Source organism: Rheinheimera pacifica (assembly GCF_024809855.1).
Classification (GTDB): domain Bacteria; phylum Pseudomonadota; class Gammaproteobacteria; order Enterobacterales; family Alteromonadaceae; genus Alishewanella; species Alishewanella pacifica_A.
Genome location: NZ_JANUEM010000002.1, coordinates 29,462 through 46,474, shown reverse-complemented (window position 1 = coordinate 46,474; position 17,013 = coordinate 29,462). Strand labels below are relative to the sequence as shown.

14 protein-coding genes and 1 pseudogene are annotated in these 17,013 nt (G+C 53.3%); 7 read left to right on the top strand and 8 right to left on the bottom strand.

What is annotated here, in order from left to right; all coding sequences use genetic code 11:
* Positions 1–24 precede the first annotated feature (24 nt).
* The 5 genes and pseudogenes from M2404_RS03135 to M2404_RS03115 all read right to left on the bottom strand — a co-directional run bounded on the left by M2404_RS03135 (position 25) and on the right by M2404_RS03115 (position 5,984).
* Entirely contained in the window at positions 25–1,959 is a 1,935-nt protein-coding gene (locus tag M2404_RS03135; protein ID WP_259238269.1) for a TonB-dependent receptor domain-containing protein, read from the bottom strand.
* 86 nt (positions 1,960–2,045) lie between these two features.
* A complete protein-coding gene (locus M2404_RS03130) occupies positions 2,046–3,377 on the bottom strand; it encodes a sensor histidine kinase (protein ID WP_259238268.1) in 1,332 nt (443 codons plus the stop codon).
* The gene (locus tag M2404_RS03125) at positions 3,374–4,066 is read right to left on the bottom strand and encodes a response regulator transcription factor (RefSeq protein WP_259238267.1); all 693 of its coding nucleotides are present in this window, start codon (positions 4,064–4,066) and stop codon (positions 3,374–3,376) included. The genes M2404_RS03130 and M2404_RS03125 overlap by 4 nt, the downstream gene beginning before the upstream one ends.
* A gap of 91 nt (positions 4,067–4,157) precedes the next feature.
* Positions 4,158–5,471 (bottom strand): annotated as a pseudogene (locus tag M2404_RS03120) (short-chain fatty acid transporter).
* Positions 5,472–5,588: 117 nt separating this feature from the next.
* Entirely contained in the window at positions 5,589–5,984 is a 396-nt protein-coding gene (locus M2404_RS03115) for a DUF4168 domain-containing protein (RefSeq protein WP_259238266.1), read from the bottom strand.
* 155 nt (positions 5,985–6,139) lie between these two features.
* Between M2404_RS03115 and M2404_RS03110 the strand changes: the two genes are divergently transcribed.
* The 5 genes from M2404_RS03110 (at position 6,140) to M2404_RS03090 (ending at position 13,225) form a co-directional block, all read left to right on the top strand.
* Positions 6,140–7,627: a sensor histidine kinase gene (locus M2404_RS03110; RefSeq protein WP_259238265.1), complete on the top strand. Its 1,488-nt coding sequence runs from the start codon at positions 6,140–6,142 to the stop codon at positions 7,625–7,627.
* Complete coding sequence (locus M2404_RS03105) at positions 7,624–8,994, top strand: sigma-54-dependent transcriptional regulator (protein WP_259238264.1); 1,371 nt, start codon at positions 7,624–7,626, stop codon at positions 8,992–8,994. Before M2404_RS03110 ends, M2404_RS03105 begins: the two co-directional genes overlap by 4 nt.
* The gene (locus M2404_RS03100) at positions 8,991–9,818 is read left to right on the top strand and encodes a kinase (protein ID WP_259238263.1); all 828 of its coding nucleotides are present in this window, start codon (positions 8,991–8,993) and stop codon (positions 9,816–9,818) included. Before M2404_RS03105 ends, M2404_RS03100 begins: the two co-directional genes overlap by 4 nt.
* Positions 9,819–9,969: 151 nt before the next feature.
* Positions 9,970–10,926, top strand: coding sequence for a glycoside hydrolase family 16 protein (locus M2404_RS03095; RefSeq protein WP_259238262.1), 957 nt, complete (start codon positions 9,970–9,972; stop codon positions 10,924–10,926).
* Between the two features lie 181 nt (positions 10,927–11,107).
* Positions 11,108–13,225, top strand: a complete 2,118-nt coding sequence (locus tag M2404_RS03090; RefSeq protein WP_259238260.1) for a TonB-dependent siderophore receptor — start codon at positions 11,108–11,110, stop codon at positions 13,223–13,225.
* Between the two features lie 60 nt (positions 13,226–13,285).
* On the opposite strand, the gene M2404_RS03085 is transcribed toward M2404_RS03090, so the two are convergent.
* The 3 genes from M2404_RS03085 to M2404_RS03075 all read right to left on the bottom strand — a co-directional run bounded on the left by M2404_RS03085 (position 13,286) and on the right by M2404_RS03075 (position 15,439).
* Positions 13,286–14,272, bottom strand: a complete 987-nt coding sequence (locus M2404_RS03085) for an LLM class flavin-dependent oxidoreductase (RefSeq protein WP_259238259.1) — start codon at positions 14,270–14,272, stop codon at positions 13,286–13,288.
* 207 nt (positions 14,273–14,479) lie between these two features.
* Complete coding sequence (locus tag M2404_RS03080) at positions 14,480–14,704, bottom strand: GH32 C-terminal domain-containing protein (RefSeq protein WP_259238257.1); 225 nt, start codon at positions 14,702–14,704, stop codon at positions 14,480–14,482.
* A gap of 84 nt (positions 14,705–14,788) precedes the next feature.
* Positions 14,789–15,439, bottom strand: coding sequence for a TetR/AcrR family transcriptional regulator (locus M2404_RS03075; protein ID WP_259238255.1), 651 nt, complete (start codon positions 15,437–15,439; stop codon positions 14,789–14,791).
* Between the two features lie 150 nt (positions 15,440–15,589).
* Here M2404_RS03075 and M2404_RS03070 point away from each other — a divergent pair, with 150 nt between their 5' ends.
* Together M2404_RS03070 and M2404_RS03065 are read left to right on the top strand one after the other, a co-directional pair.
* Entirely contained in the window at positions 15,590–16,483 is an 894-nt protein-coding gene (locus M2404_RS03070; protein WP_259238254.1) for an NAD(P)/FAD-dependent oxidoreductase, read from the top strand.
* A 164-nt stretch (positions 16,484–16,647) separates the two neighbouring features.
* Positions 16,648–16,977 (top strand): methyltransferase family protein, encoded by a 330-nt coding sequence (locus M2404_RS03065; RefSeq protein ID WP_259238252.1) that lies wholly within the window; start codon positions 16,648–16,650, stop codon positions 16,975–16,977.
* Positions 16,978–17,013 lie beyond the last annotated feature (36 nt).

Genomic DNA, 17,013 nt, shown 5'->3' with positions numbered 1-17,013 from the left:
TAATGGGCGCAGGCGCCCATCGGATTAAAACTGCCAACGCGCTTCCAACCGTAGATCGCGACCGGCTTCCGGCAAGCCGGCCAGACCTTCAAAATCCGGCAGATGGCCAAAATCGGCCACAGTCGCGTGATCGCGGTAGAATTTATCCAGCAGATTACGCACTGTCAGGTTCAGTGTCAGGCCTTTAAGCATCGCCGGTTGCCAACGCACAAATACATCGTGCACCGCATAGCCGGGTTGCTGCACCAGGCCGGCTGAAGTGGAAATATCGTGTTCACCTTCCACCGCCCGGCTGCCCCAGCCGGTTAACAGCGTATTGCTGAGCGCGTATTCCAGCCGTAATACCCAGGTACGGCCCAAAGTGGTGCCAAGGGCACCATGGTCATAGCCATTCATTCGCTCGCCGTTTAATCGGGCCCTGGCTTGATTTACACTGGCCGAGGCTGAAAAATCCTGCAACCGGTAGCGCAGTTGCACGTTATAGCCCTTGGTTTCGACATCGCCGATGTTCTGGTAAACCCGGCTGACTTCTGAAATAGCATCATCAATATCGGTCTGAAACAGGTTGGCATTCAGCTGCCAGTTACCCTGGCGCCATTCAGACCCCAGTTGCCAGTGATGAGCTTCTTCCGCTTGTAAATCCTCGCTGTTGCTACGGCTGTCCAGTACAAAGCTGTTAGTGGTTAAGCGGCCACGCAGCGCACTGCTGTAACCTCCGTAAAGGCGCCAGTTTGTTGTTTGCTGCCATGACAAGCCAAGGTTAGGGCTGATACCGTCAGACGTTAACCGTTGCTGATTAGCATCATCAACTTTATAGTCGTCAAAGCGGGCACCGGCATTCAGGCGCAGGCGCGGCGTAATATCCCAGTAGTCCTGTAAAAACACGCCGATCACGCGGGCTTTCTCGCCATCCTGCGGCACTGTTGGGTCTTCCAGTGCCGTTAAGCCGGTTTCTTCATGCCGGTAGTCAATACCGTATTCCAACTGGTGCGTCCCAAGGCGGCTGCTGTTACGCAAATCCAGCCCCTGATTCTGAATATCGCCCTGATACAGGCCAAACCGGGCGTTCTGCTTCAGTTTGGTGTCGCTGTGGAACAGCGCCAGTTTGACATCAACCAGCGCAGAGTCTGGGTTAAACTGGTAGTTAACAGCACTGGTGCTACGCACCGTTTCCAGCGGATACACCGCATTCCAACTACTAACCTGCCAGTTTGGCCGCTGTGCCCGCAGGCCATCGTCAGTGGCGCGTTCAAAACTAAAGCGCACAGTTTGATGCTCAGTTAGCTGGCCGGTTAGCTTGGCAAAACCAAATTGTTGCTTTGCTGCTGTACCTGGCTGCTTATTGCCGGCGCCATCTTGCATCAGCTTGCTATCCACGTCAGAAAAGCTGCCAATCAGGCCCCAGTTATCGCTCAGCATACTGGCTAAAGTCAGGTTATACTTTTGTCCGTCGTTCACTGAGCTATAGCCTGCTTTGACCAAGCCGGCAAAACGCTCGCCCGGCAGCAATAAGTCGCTGGCGTCTTTGGTGACAAAATCAATACTGCCGCCTAAAGCCCCAGCGCCCTGAGTGGCATCACCCGGGCCTGCCTGCACTTCAACCTGGCGCAGCAGCTCCGGCTCCAGTGTTAGCCGGCCAATATGATGAAACATACTGCCCGATTGCACGGCGCCATCAATTGATACATTCAGCAGTAAATCTTCAATACCATTCAGGTAGATTTTCTGCGCTACCCCTAAGCCTCCGCCGACACTGAGTGCAGCCTGCTCAGCGAATAAATCTTCCAAATCCTGCGCCTGGCGCTTTTGCCAGTCGTCGTCAGTCAGGATCAGCCGCTCTGCGGTAATGCGCTTACCGACAACTTCTATGGTTTCCAGCTCAGATGAGTCAGTATTGGCCAAAGCCTGAGCGCTGGCGGCGGCAACAGCGACAGCCAGCAATGAGTAGCGCAGAGACATGTGCAATCCTTAACAATGAGAATAGTTATCATTAATCATTGTAAAGATCAGCAAGCCGAAGCAAACCACTTTTACACTTGTTACATTTAGCCGGGTAATTTCAGGCTAATACATAAACCGGGTGGGCTATTAACGGCGCTGATGCTGCCACCGGCGGCTTCTGTCAGCCGCTTCGCCAGTGCCAGCCCCAGGCCGTAGCCGCTGCCGGGTTGCTCTGCCCCTGGCACGCGGAAAAATGGTGTAAATAGCCGTGGTAAGTAAGCTTCTGCTACGCCAGGGCCGCTGTCGCGGATTTGCAGATTCCAGCACTCCTCGCTACGGCTGACACTAAGCCAGACGCTGGCTCCGGGCGGAGTAAACCGCAGCGCATTACGTAAAATGTTCTCAATCGCCTGGCCAAGCAAACGGGCGCTGCCCTTGCTTAACGGCATGCTGTCCGGCCAGTTGCAGTGTAACTGCCGATCAGGAAATTCAAAGCGGGCATCGCTGCATAAACTGTCGAGTAAGTCAGCTAAATCAAAGGGTTCAGCGACCAGCTGGCCTGCTTCGTTATCCAACCAGGCCAGCGTTAGCGCATTGCCAATCAGTTTCTGCATCGCATCAGACTCGCGCCGCAGCCGTGCTAGCATGAGCTGGCTATCCAGTTGCTGTTCGGCGCAGTCCAGCGCCAGCGTCATCCGGCTAAGCGGTGTGCGCAGCTCATGCGACATATCAGCAATAAACTGGCGCTGACGCTGCAGTTGCTGGCTTAACCGCTCGGCCATCAGATCAAAGTTGTCGGCCAACTCGGTCAGTTCATCCTGCCTTGGCCCCAGCGCAGGCCGCACGCGGCTGTCTAACCGGCCGGCAGCCAGTTGGCGGGCATGCTGCTGTAACAGCTTTACCGGCCGCATTAAATGCCGGTACAGCAAATAACACACCAGCAGCATCAGCGTTAACGGTAGCAACAATTGCAGTAGTAGTTTCAGCGGTGGCCAGTATTTGCCCGGCCTGAGTTGCTCAGGCAGTTCCAGCAGTAAACTGGCATGGTGGTGGATAAACGGCAGGTCCATTACCGGGTTATAGTTCAGATGTAAATGAATTGGCCAATCAATACTACGGCCAAGAATAAAGCCATCAGTAAAGCGGGCCTGTAAATCGGTGCTGTCGATACTAACAACATCAAGGTGCACCACGGTAGCCCAGCTGTTTTCCTGTTGCCGAAACTGGTTAAGCCATTGCTGCAATGCAGCCGGATTGGCCGGGTCATACAAAGCTTCGGCCTGATCGCGGTACTGCAACAATGTTTGCCTCGCCGCTGGGCTTAACATGCTAAGCTGACGCTCCAGCTGGTTCAGTGCTGCGGCAATCAACCAGAACAACAGCACAGTACCCACAGCCAGCAGCAGACATAAGCGGATAAACAGCGGCCGGTTCATAGTAACCGGAAGCCTTTACCGTGCAGCGTCACCAGGCGCTCGGTGTTAAAGCCGCAACTGCTGAGTTTCTTTCTCAACCTGCTTAAGTGCATATCCAGGCTGCGATCATGCTCAGTAAAGTTACGGTCCAGCACCAGCGGATACAACACGCGCTTACTCAGTATCTGCTGCGGTTGCTGCGCCAGTGCCCACAGTAAGCGAAATTCTACCGGCGTCAGCATCAGCAACTGCTCATAGCAGCTGGCACTCTGGCTGCGCCGGTCCAGTGTTAATTCCTGATATTGCAGCTGCCACACCGCGGCCTGAGGCTGGCTACGGCGCAGCACGGCTTCAATTCGCAGCAGCAACTCAGCAAAGCTGTAGGGCTTGGCCAGATAATCATCGGCGCCATGAGTAAAGCCCTGAATACGATCCGCTTCAGCGCCACAGGCCGAGACAATAATCACCGGCGTATTGGCGCGCTGCCTTAACAGTTGCAACACGTTAAAGCCGTCGATGCCGGGCAGGCGGATATCCAGCAGAATCAAATCATAGCTGCCGGTCAGCGCCATACTGGCGCCACTCTCACCATCTGCAGCAATGTCCGGTTGATAACCATGGTTTTGCAGCAGCAACTGTAATTGCTGACGCATCTGGGCATCATCTTCGATTACCAGCAGGGTTTTGTTATAACTGGTTGTGGCAGGCATCCAGGCTCTGATAATGGCAAACTATATAAATAATAACCATTATCATTTGAGAAAGTAGCCTTGTCCAGCCTGTTTTCCGGCCGCGCAAAACTCAGGTAAAGGCAAAGCTTAATACTAAGCTGATAATTACGCCGGTTACTACCAGCTGTACCAGACAAAACCCCATAATATCTTTGGCTTTTAAACCGGCAATAGCCAGCACAGGTAAGGCCCAGAATGGCTGGATCAGATTGGTTCAGGCGTCGCCCCAGGCCACAGCCATGGCAATGCGGCTGACATCAGCCCCCAACTCCAGTGCCGCAGGCAGCATTACCGGCGCCTGTACCGCCCATTGGCCGCCACCGGAGGGAACAAAGATATTCACAATACCGGCGCTGATAAAGCTCCAGAATGCCAGCGATTCGGCACTGGCAAAACTGATAAACCATTGCGACATACTTTGTGCCAGGCCGGATTGCATCATAATTGCCATAATACCGGCATAAAACGGAAACTGAATAACAATACCGGCACCGCCGGCAATGGCCTGCTGCAGGCTATGCAACAAACGCCTCGGTGTGCCGTGCAACACAATAGCGAGAAATAAAAACAGGAAGTTAACGATATTCAGGTTTAAGCTGCCGCCTTTGCTGAAATATTGCACTAAGTAAGCAATACCGGCAAAGCCAACTAACAGCGCCAACAGCATACTGTTTTCCAGTTTATCGGCAGGTCGTGATGTGCCGGTATCCGGCGCAGCCGGGTCCTGCAGTTTGGCCGGATCAACATAGACACTATCACCGGCTTTGGGCAGCATTAAGTAATTTACCAGCGGTACGGCAATAAACAGCAATGCCACCAACAGCAGGTTAAAACCGGCAAAAATGGTCTCGCCGGTGGGAATAATGCCTATTTGCGCTTCGCTAAAATGGTTGGGCGTGGCAATAGTTAACGGCACTGAGCCTGCCAACCCGCCATGCCATACCACAAACCCCGAGTAAGCACTGGCTACCAGTAAGCGATAATCCACTGTTACTTTTCTGGCCAGCGCTTTGGCAAACAATGCCCCTACCACTAAGCCAAAACCCCAGTTAATCCAGCTGGCCAGCAATGAAATAACCGTTACCAGCAAAATGGCCTGACCGGCAGTTTTTGCCAGTGCTGCCAGCCGTTCCAGCATGCCTTTTACCAGCGGTGTACTGGCCAACATAAAACCGGTAACCAGCACCAATAGCATTTGCATAGAAAAACTGAGCAAGCCCCAGAAGCCATCGCCCCAATAGCCTAAAACAGCCAGCGGGCTTTGCTGCTCAAATAATATTGCTGCGGCAAATACTACTATGCTGAGTAACAGCACAAAGATGTAGGGATCGGGCAGGTAGCGTTCAACCAGTTTAACAAGAGGTTTAGCTGCAGCGTTTAGCATGGCAACTCACTGAATCAACAGAATGTATATGCAGCCTAACGCGAAAATTGAAAGGTTGCCAGCCAGTCGGATCAGCTCCGGCCTGGCTGGCAGGTTTACCCAGGGGTTCTGCCTGGCTTAGCCCTTGTTTGCAGCAGGGGTTTTTGCCATAGCGAGAATTTTGTTGCGCAGGGCTTCATCCTGCTGTGCCTGTTGAGCGATGGCGTTATATTCATCGGCCGTTAAACCTGCCGCTTCCACCGCTTTTACCATTTCAGCCTGTGCTTCTTGCTGCACTTGCTGGGCTTGTTCCGGCGTTTCGGCTGCCTGGAACTTACCTTCATACTCTGCTCCAACCTTTTGGATAGAATCCATTGCCACACTGAACTTCAGCAGATTGGCATCGCTCAAATCTACGGTAGTTTGCTGGGTTGCTGCAGCCTGAACAGGTGCCTCTGTGGCGGTTTGCTGTGCCAGCGCAGCACCAGATAAAGTAAGGCCAGCCAGAATGACGGCTAAATATGTTTTACGCATAAAGAGTCTCCTCTGATAAGAATTCAATATTACTATTGCCAATTACATGCCAATTTTTAAGTTATTGATTTAAATAAAATAAAAATAACCAACTGCTTAAAGTTCGGCTATAAGGCCAAGCTTGTGTATACTTATGACACACCAAAGGAGGCATTGTGACAAAACTATCCAGTTTACTGCGCTGGCCGCAAAGCAGCTTGCAACGTAGTTTGTTCTGCTATGTGGTATTGCCGATGTTATTACTGTCGGGCCTGGCTATCCGCTTTGGTCTTAGCTTTACCCACGACATGGTAAGCCAGAGCTTACGCAGCGATCTGGAGCTGATTGGCCGCGCTATTCGTACCCCCGTTAGCGACGCTCTGCTAAACGGCGATGGCAATGCGATACTGGCGAATCTGGAATCGGTATTTGCTATTAATGAAATTTATGGCGCAGCGGTTTATAACACCAACGGCAGGCTGGTAGCATCGACCGGCCTGGCCGACAACGACCTAACCCGATCGCTGGCCGCTTCTGAAGCTGTGCGCACCGGCGAACAACAGCAATCTTATAGTGTGGTGTCCGGCTGGCAATTGTACTCACAGTTTATGCCGGTTACTGATCGCAGTGGCCGTATTCATGGCCTGCTGCAAATTACCCGCCGCGCCAGTGATTTTGAGCAATCATTAACCCATTTATCCCGTCTGGCCTGGCTTAGCTGGGGCGCACTGGCTCTGCTCAGTTTTTTAATTATCCGTTTTGGCCATAACAAAGCCATTGGCCGCTATTTATGGCAATTACTGGGCAGTATGCGCCGGGTAGCACAAGGTGAAATACAACACCGGGCGATGCTGTCCGGCCCGGCAGAATTACAGGAAGTAAGCCGCGGCTTAAACACCATGCTCGACAGTATGCAGCAATCTGAACAACAGCTACGCCAACAACAGTTACAGCAGCAACAGCTAACCCAACAACTGAAAGAGCAGGAAAAAATGGCTGTTATCGGCCAGTTGGTTAGTGGCGTAGCACATGAGCTGGGCGCCCCGCTAACGGTAATTGATGGCCGCGTACAACGCGTACTGCGCCAGCACGATGATGACGACACAGAGCGCCAGCTGCAGGCCGTGCGTAACCAGGTGTCGCGCTTAAGTACACTGGTACGGCAATTACAGGCTTTTGCCTACACGCCGGTAACACAGCGTCAGCCTCTGTCGGTAGCCGAATTATTACAGCAAGCCATTCACAGCCTGAGCTTTGAACTACAGCCTGAAGATGCACAGCCGCAGCTGCAACAACCTTGCCCTAAAGTAAGCCTGTATGGTGACGCAGGCCGGCTGGAACTGGCGCTGGTAAATTTACTGCGCAATGCTGTGCAGGCCGCTACCAGCAGTGTGCTGGTGCAGGTTGAAGTAAACGCCGGTGAACTGGCCGTCAGCGTGCTGGACGATGGCGCCGGCTTACCACCGCAATTTAGTACCGAACAGCTGTTATCGCCCTTTGTATCCACCAAGGCTCAGGGCCGTGGCACCGGGCTGGGGCTGGCTATAGTGCAACAAATTGTGTTGGAGCATCAGGGCAAACTGTTATTGTCAAACCGGCCACAAGGCGGCTGTTGTGTACGTATAACCTTGCCATTACAGACAAACGCGGAGGCCAACGTATGAGAAAAGCCTCACCTTACCGTATCGCGGTAGTAGAAGACGATCCGGCGCTGCTGGAACTGCTGCAGGAAGAACTGACCAGCCATGGCTATCAGGTCGCAGCCTGTGACAGTGCCGAAGCCTTGCTGGCACAACTGGCAGATTTAACACCGGATCTGGTCATCAGTGATATCCGCCTGCCGGGTATTGATGGTATGGCATTGTTGCAGCGTTTACGCCAGCAACCTAAGCCACCGGCATTGCTGCTCATCACCGCTTTTGGCACCGTGCGCCAGGCCGTGGCGGCATTAAAGCAAGGGGCGGATGACTTTCTTACCAAACCACTGGATTTAGAACACCTGCTGCTGAGCGTTGAGCGTTTACTGGCGCATAAAGCATTGCAACAGGAAGTGCAACAGTACCGCCAGAGCAGCCAGCAGGGGCCGGGCGGTATGATTGGCCAAAGCCGGGCTATGCGCCGCTTGTATCAGCAAACTGAGCGCATAGCCAAAGCACAGGGGGCGGTACTGATACTGGGTGAAAGCGGCAGCGGTAAAGAACTGGTAGCACAGGCACTGCACCAGCAAAGTGATCGCGCCGGCCAGCCGTTTATCGCCGTAAATTGTGCTGGTATTCCGGCCGAGCTGATGGAAAGTGAATTCTTCGGCCACGCAGCCGGTGCTTATACCGGTGCCAGAGGCAGCCGCGCAGGCCTGTTTAAACAGGCTGATGGCGGCACCCTGCTGCTGGACGAAATAGCCGAAATGCCCCTGCTGCTGCAAGCCAAATTACTGCGCGTATTACAGGAAGGCCGTATGCGCCCGGTGGGCGGCGACGACGAAGTCGCAGTAGATGTACGCATTATTGCCGCTACTCACCAAAATTTGGAACAGTTAGTTGAAACCAGCCAGTTTCGCGCCGATTTATTCTTCCGCCTGGAAACCTTTACGCTGAATATACCGCCGCTGCGGGAACGTGCTGACGATCTGGAGCTGCTGGCACAGCATTTTCTGGCGCAGTTAAAGCAAAAACAACCAGCGAATGTACACAGCATCAGCAGCGATGCGCTGGACTGCCTGTACCGTTACCCGTTCCCGGGCAACGTGCGCGAACTGCAAAATGCACTGGAGCGGGCTTATACCTTCGCTGCCAGCAATGAAATAACCCCCGACGACTTACCCGAGCGTATTGTCAGCTATCAGGGCGAATCTGCGGTAGAGCAACAAGCCAGCGACACCAGTTGGCCCAGCCTGCAACAGGTACAGCACAACTATATGCGCCAGGTATTGCAATATACCAATGGCAACAAGCAGCAAGCAGCAGAAATGCTCGGCATTACCCGCCGCACGCTGTATCGCTGGCTGGAAGAACAACAGGCTGAACAACAATGAGCCAACTTAACGTACTGTTACAACAACTGCAGCTTAACCGGGAAGCAGAACAGGCTTACCAACAACTGCTACAGCAACTATTCAGCGCATTGCAGAATTTGCCGCGCCCGTTGGTTATCGGTATCAGCGGCGCCCAGGGCAGCGGCAAAAGCACGCTGGCGGCTATGCTGGCACAAATGTTTAGTGCAACCGGCTACAACGCTGCTGCAGTATCGCTGGACGATTACTACCTGAGCAAAGCACAGCGCCGCCAACTGGCAGCAAATGTACACCCACTTTTGGCACAGCGCGGCGTGCCGGGCACACATGATATTACACAGGCTCTGGCCAACGCCAAAGCCGTGCTGGCAGGCGCACCGGTAGCACTACCCCGGTTTGATAAAGCCCGGGATGAACCTGCCGCTGCCTTACCGGCACAAACGCTGGATATTCTGATTGTTGAAGGCTGGTGCCTGGGCGTACCGGCACAAACCGAAGCAGAACTGGCTACCCCGGTTAATGAACTGGAAGCCACAACAGATGCTGATGGCCGTTGGCGGCGCTACGTTAATACGCAGCTGGCCGGGCCTTACACAGAATACTGGCAACTACTGACGCCACTGATTTGGCTGCAGGCACCCGACTGGAGTTGCGTATGCCGCTGGCGCGCGAAGCAAGAGCAGCAGCTGTGGCAACGCCGGGGTAAAGGTATGACAGAAGCTGAACTTACCCAGTTTATGCTGCCATTTCAGCGTTTAACCCAGGCCAGCTGGCAGCAATTACTGCAGCAGGCCAGTTATATTATTGCCCTGGATAAACACCAGCAACCCCGGCTAAAGCAGTAACAACCGTGGGTATTTTTGCCAGCCAAAACCAAATTGACAGCGCTGTCAATTTACTGATAGTCTGTTTTTTGAGCGCTTATGCTCAGCCCGGTTAACACCTTTTACTTTCAGGCCAGCCGGGTTTCAGCAAACGATGGGGAAGAACAGCTAAATGACAAAAACAAAAATAATAGTAACCACCGCAATTATGCTGGCATTACAGGGTTGTAATCCTTCAGCACAAATAACCTCAGCAGAGCACGCCAACGCTACAGCCCTGTTGTTTGATGATTTTAATTATGACAGCACCGACGCCTTGTTTGCTAATGGCTGGACAGCACGCACAGAAACCGGCCACCCCGGCATTGCCGGTGCTACCTGGTCGGCTGACGGCGTAAGCCTGCACCAGGCCCCTGAACAGGCGCAGTTTGGTATAGCCCGTTTAAGCTCTGTTACCGATGGTACGGGCGAAGGCACGCGGCATACGCAAATTTGCCATGCCCGCAAATACTTATATGGCACCTATGCTGCCAGAGTGTTTTTCCGTAATGAGCCAACTTATGGGCCGGATGGCGACGAAGTGATCCAGACATTTTATGCCATCAGCCCGCTGGAATACCCACTGGACCCAAACTACAGCGAGGTCGATTTTGAGTATCTGCCCAATGGTGGCTGGGGCGAAAATACCCAGCCGGCAATGTGGACCACCAGTTGGGAAACCTTTCAGTTAGAACCCTGGACCAAAGTAAATGAATACAGCCGGGTTGAAGGTGACTACAGCGGCTGGCGCACGCTGGTAATGAATGTTAGCGCTGATGCAGTGCGTTACTTTGTCGATGGTGAACTGATTGGCGAACATAGCGCCAACGTAGCACCTGAAGTGCCGATGTCGGTTAATTTTAACCTCTGGTTTATGCCCAAAGGCGCTGATGGCTCGGTTGGCCCGATAGACTCAGCAGAACAGCGCCAGTATCAGCAGGATATCGACTGGGTGCTGCACATACCGCAAACTCAGCTCAGCACTAAAGACGTTAACGCAAAAGTAGCCGAGCTAAGAGCCAGCCAGCAGTTTTTTGTCGATACCGTACCTGCTGCTAACCCGGCCTTACCTTCACCTTGCGGTTTGTAATACAACCATAGTTGCCGCCATACCCTCTCAGCCCGGCCAGCACACGCCGGGCTGAGATGCTCTGTGGCAACGCCAACATACGAATGATAATAATTACCATTAGCCTTTAAAGATTGTAAGACTTACTTTAAAATGCCTGAAATGCAGCTAAATAACTCATTACGTTTCAGGAACATTTTCTATGCCCGGCCAATTTAAAACTTCTGTACTTGCACGCGCTCTGCGTGTTGCACTACCCGTTTCATTTGTTACGTTCAGCGCCTGTGTGCTGGCCGAAAACGGCAGCGTAAATAACTCAGCGGCAGAAGCAGCAGTTGAAGTTATCGCGGTTTATGGCCATCAGGGCGAAAGCCGTTCAGCTACCAAGCTGGATCTTACGGTGTATGAAACACCGCAGGTCATCACTATTATGTCCCGGTCGCAAATAGAAGATTTTGCACTCTACTCCGTGAACGATTTACTCAGTTACACCCCCGGCGTCACAGTAGAAAAGGCAGAAACTGAACGCGTTTACTATACCGCCCGCGGTTTTGATGTGGTTAATTTTCAATATGACGGCATAGGTGTGCCGTTTTCTGCCGGGTTATCACAAGGCAGTTATGACACCGCCATTTTTGAACAGATTGAAGTGATCAAAGGCGCGGCCGGGTTAGTTACCGGGCTGGCGAATCCGTCGGCCACCGTTAACTACCTGCGTAAACGCCCGACACAGGAGTTGTTTGGCTATGTTACGCTGGCTGCCGGCTCGGAAAACCACCGCCGGTTGGAGGGAGATCTTTCCGGCAGCCTCAGTGAGCGTTTTCGCGGCAGAATAGTCGCTGCCAAAGATACCGCCGATTCATACCTCGACCGCAAAGCAGACGACACCACCCAGCTATATCTGGTGGGCGAGTATGATCTGACAGATAGCACTAAGCTGACACTGGGCCATAGTGTCAATAACAATAAAGCAGATGGCAGTTTATCCGGTGCTCTGCCGCTGTATTACACCGACGGCACACCAACTAACTATGCTATTGCTACCAGCACTGCTACCGACTGGGCTTACCGCGATAACAAAACTACTCAAACCTTTGCTGAGTTGCGCCAGAAACTGAGTGACGACTGGAGCCTGAATATTTTACTGAGCCAGAATAAAATGGTACAGGATGCCGAGCTATTTTATGTCTATGGCACGCCGGATAAGGCAACAGAGCTTGGCCTTAATGGCTATGCCAGTGCCTACAAGCTTGATGAAAAACACCGCATTGCTGATATTTACCTCAGTGGCAGCTATACCCTGGCCGGGCGCAAGCATGAACTGATGGCGGGGGTTAATTACGCCAATATCGACCTGTTCGGCCAGTCGTTTTTCGATTACGAAACCGGTTATCCGGTGCTGGGTGCCGACTGGGCCAATGGCAGCACACCCAAAGGCGTATTTGACGATACCGATCCCTACACCACCGGCCATCTGGACAAACAAATTCATCAGTCATTTTACCTGGCTACACGGTTGCACCTGAGTGATGCCTTATCGGTGCTGCTGGGTGCCAGAGCTATGTCAGTTGAACAAAGTGGCTACAGCTATGGCGTTGACAGCAGCTCAGACGCCAGCGAAACCGTGCCCTACATAGGCGGGGTTTATCAACTGAACGATACGGTATCGCTGTACGCCAGCTACAGTGAAGTTTTTACGCCGCAATCTTTTGTTGATACCGGGTTTCAGGCACTGGGCGTAGCCAAAGGTGATAACAGCGAAGTAGGTGTCAAATTTTTGCTGAACAATAACCGTGCTACTGCCAGTGCCGCGCTGTTTCGTGCAGATCTGAAAAACGTTGGCGAATTTGTTGAAGTGATTAACGGCGTTAACACCTACACCGGCCTTGATTATCAGTCACAGGGCGCTGAACTGGAACTTAGCGGCAGCATTACCGATCAGTTTAACCTCAGCGTGGGTTATACCTGGCTGCAAAGTGTAGAAGGTAACGACGGCCAGCAGGTACGCACCTATGTACCGCGTAATCTGGTAAAACTGTCCGGCGTTTATTACCCGCAAGCCATTGCTAACTTATCGGTCGGCGCCAGTGTGCAGTGGCAGGACAGCATTGCCATTACCCCGGAAGCCGATATCCGCATCCGCCAGGGCAGCTACGCCTTACTGGATATGTTTGTCCGTTATAACCTGAGCGAAAACCTGTCAGTGTCGCTTAACGCCACTAACCTGACCAACCGCAAACACTATGAAAGCCTGTACTGGACACAAGCCTATTACGGCGCACCAAGGCAATGGCAGGCGGCCGTTACCTGGCGTTACTAAAATAAAACATTAACCACTCAAAACGGGGCAATTCAGCCCCGCTTTATTAGCTCTCCGGCTTTACTCTGCCAGTAACTCTGCCGCTATGCGGTAACTGGTTTGCCGTGCTTGCGGGTCATGCATCATGCTGGTAAGCATTAGCTCGTCCGGGTTGTATCTGGCTATAAAGTCTTTTATGCCTTGGCGCACCTCTGCGGCATCGCCCACCACAGAGCAGGCCAGTGCGTTTTGCACATAAGCTTTCTCGTGTGGCTGCCAGATACTGTCTATGCTATCTACCGGCGCGGGTAATAAGCCGGGTGTACCGCGTGCAAGGTTAACAAACTGCTGTTGCAGCGAGCTAAACAACCGTTTGGCTTCTGCTGTGCTGTCTGCAGCAAACACATTCAGCGCCAACATCAGGTAGGGTTTATCCAGTTGCGCCGAAGGTTTAAATTCGCGCCGGTACAACTCTGCGGCCTGTTGCATTATGCCAGGGGCAAAATGTGAGGCAAATGCATAGGGCAGCCCCAGCTGCGCTGCCAGTTGCGCGCCATATAAACTCGAACCCAGGATCCACAACGGCACGTACAAGCCCTGGCCGGGTACAGCCTGTACCGGCTGCCCCGGCTGAACGTCAGCAAAATAGCGCTGTAGCTGAGCAATGTCTGCCGGGAACTGCGCTTCCGTTTCGGCCTGATTACGCCGCAATGCGCGCGCGGTTACCTGATCGCTGCCCGGCGCTCTGCCCAAGCCCAAATCGATACGCTCAGGGTACAACGTCGCAAGGGTGCCAAATTGCTCGGCGATAACCAGTGGCGAATGATTAGGCAGCATAATGCCACCAGCGCCTAAACGAATACGTGAAGTTGCAGCAGCTAAATGGCTGATTAATAACGACGTAGCAGCACTGGCGATGCCCGGCATATTGTGGTGCTCGGCCAGCCAGTAACGGTGGTAACCCAGCTGTTCGGCGTGTTGTGCCAGGGCTTTGCTGGCGGCAAAACTATCGGCAATGCTGCTGCCGGCCGACACCGGGGCTAAATCTAAAATGGATAAAGGGATCATGTGCGCTCCGCATCGCTGTGAATATGAATATTACATACCAAGTGGTATAAAACTATAACAGCAATGGGGGTCCACCACAGCGGTTTCAAGAGTTAGATAAGCGGCAATAAAAAAGCCTCTGATTTTAGAGGCTTTTCCCGACAAATTAGCGGAGGGTTAGGTGTTATAAGAACGATCAGTCGTTAACCGGCAACCAACTCTGTATGGCTATTTTTGCCATATTGACCTGAGTTGCGCTATAGAGAGCTGCTGAATGTTGATAGCACTGTCAGTACTTAGTTTAAGCTGACTATAGGGTGCCTCAGGAAATACAACACTGGTCATCACCGTGCGGCCATTGTCGGCAAACACTTCTATAGAAGAGGTATCCAGAAATATCTCCAACCCAATCACGACATCTGGCCGGGTCTGGCAGGCAACCCGGCGCCCCACTCATTGACCTTTCCAGTCAGTGATTTCATAAACATCTTTCTCTGTCATGCCTTTATCCTTTTCCTGATCTGCTTTTTAACCAGGTTATCTGCCTGCATGTACATTGCCACCGTGCGCGGCGATAAACATGGCGACAGCTGACCGGCAATAGGATTCGATTTCGTGCTCGTCTTGCGCTCTCGCTTCATCAAAACGGGCGACCATCAGCAGATCGGAACCTTTGAATAGTGCGGCAAAGAGGCGGGCGGCTCGGAGAGGATCGGGCACGTTCAAAACTGCTTTCGCGTGCAGCTGGCTCAGAAGGGCCTCGATTTGGGTGATGACACGGCCGGGTCCAGCTTCGTAATGCAGTCGGCTTAACGACGGTTGATTCGTCTTGTCGGCCATAACCATGGCCTCGACACTGCGAACGTCCGGGTTTAGCAGGGTACGAAGCAGAGATGACCCCACCGCCATCAGTTGATCTTCTGCTGAACCCTCAGCACCTTCAAACAGCGCATTTGGTGAAAACTGATGGCAGCGGGCCCTGATGGCCGCGCTGAACAGTGCTTCTTTGCTGTCGAAGTGCCGATAGATGCTGAGCTTGGATATTTTCGCCCGCCGGGCGACCTTGTCCAAGGTCGTAGCCTGAAAGCCCAATTCCACAAAGAGTTCGCACGCGGCGTCGACTATCGTTTGGCCGAGTACCTCGTTGACGGGCCGGCCACGCCGGGTCTGGCTGATTTTTTTGGTCATAAAATATTCAGTACTTGACAGTATCTTAATTATTGAATTACGATACTATATAGTATTTTAAAGGTGCAAGTAAATGGGTAGCTGTCTCCCAGATCAAATGTCGCTTGACCCAGAGCAACTATCTATAACCACAACCCGGAGCTCATCACTATGGACGACGTCATCATCATCGGCGGCAGCTTTGCCGGTCTCGCAGCGGCGCTACAGCTCGGCCGTGCCCGCCGTAAGGTCACCGTTCTTGACACCGGCCTGCAGCGCAACCGCTTCGCCGGCCGCTCACATGGCTTGCTCGGCCACGATCACAAGCCTCCGCAGGAAATCCTGACAGAAGCGCGCCAGCAGTTGGCACGCTATCCCACGATTAGGCTGGTCAATGCCCGGGCTGACAGCGTCTCCGGTGCCATCGACGATTTCTCGGTTCTCACCGGCGCTGGCGAAACCCTCAAGGCGCGCCGCCTGATCCTGAGCTATGGCGTCGCCGACCAGATGCCTGAAGTTCCGGGCTTTGCCGAGAGCTGGGGATCCTCCATCGTGCCCTGCCCCTATTGCGACGGGTTTGAATTCGCCGGCCAGCATTGGGGTCTCATTTGGTCCGGCCCGCAGTCGCACAATTATGTCAGGCTGTTCCTCGGCTGGACTGACAGGTTGACGGTCTTCGCCGATATTCACGACATTCCGTCTAATATCCGGGCCGATCTGGCGCGTCGCAACATCCCTCTTTTCGACGGCCGGATCATCGAAATCACCCGGAACGAGGGGCATGTTTCCACTATCAAGCTAGATACTGAAGCCAATGTCACTGTCGACATCCTGTTTGCGCATCCGCGCAACAAGCCGTCCGCAAGCCTGCACGAAGCACTGAGGCTTGCCACGATTGATACGCCCGCTGGCATTGCCATCAAGGTGGATGAACGCCGCGAGACCAGCATGCCAGGTATCTACGCCGCAGGAGACCTCGCTAACCCCGGCATGCCCTCAGTGACAACGGCATTATGGCAAGGCGCGATGGCTGGTATCTCAGCCCAACAGTCGATGCTAGTTTGACCGCAGAAATAGGAGAATGAGCATGGCCATAGAACCGGACAGTGCGGGTGTACGCTTTCCTCCACCTTTCGTCTATCTGAGAACGCTGCTAGTGGGGCTGGCGACGGAGCATTTTATTACCCTCAGCTCTTTCGGACTTGACTGGCGAGTGCTGGCCGGGGTGGGTGCTGCTGTTCGCTACCGGCGCGGCGACGATGCTGGCAGCAGCAGGGCTGTTCCGACGGTTGGGCACCAAGGTTCCGCCATCGCAACCCACTACCTGCATTGCAACGACCAGTCCTTATCGGTGGACCCGCAATCCCATGTATCTCGGCATGGCGTTTATCTATGCCGGTCTGGCAATAGGCTTCGACAGCCCAATTGCCCTCGCCTTGCTGCCGTTGGCGCTGATCGTTATCCAGACGCAGGTGATCGCCCGCGAGGAGCGCTATCTCACATCGAAGTTTGGTGACGACTACCGCAGCTATAAAGCTGGGGTTCGCAGGTGGCTCTGACTATTCCGCTTGCAGCGGTAATTTCACACGTCACCT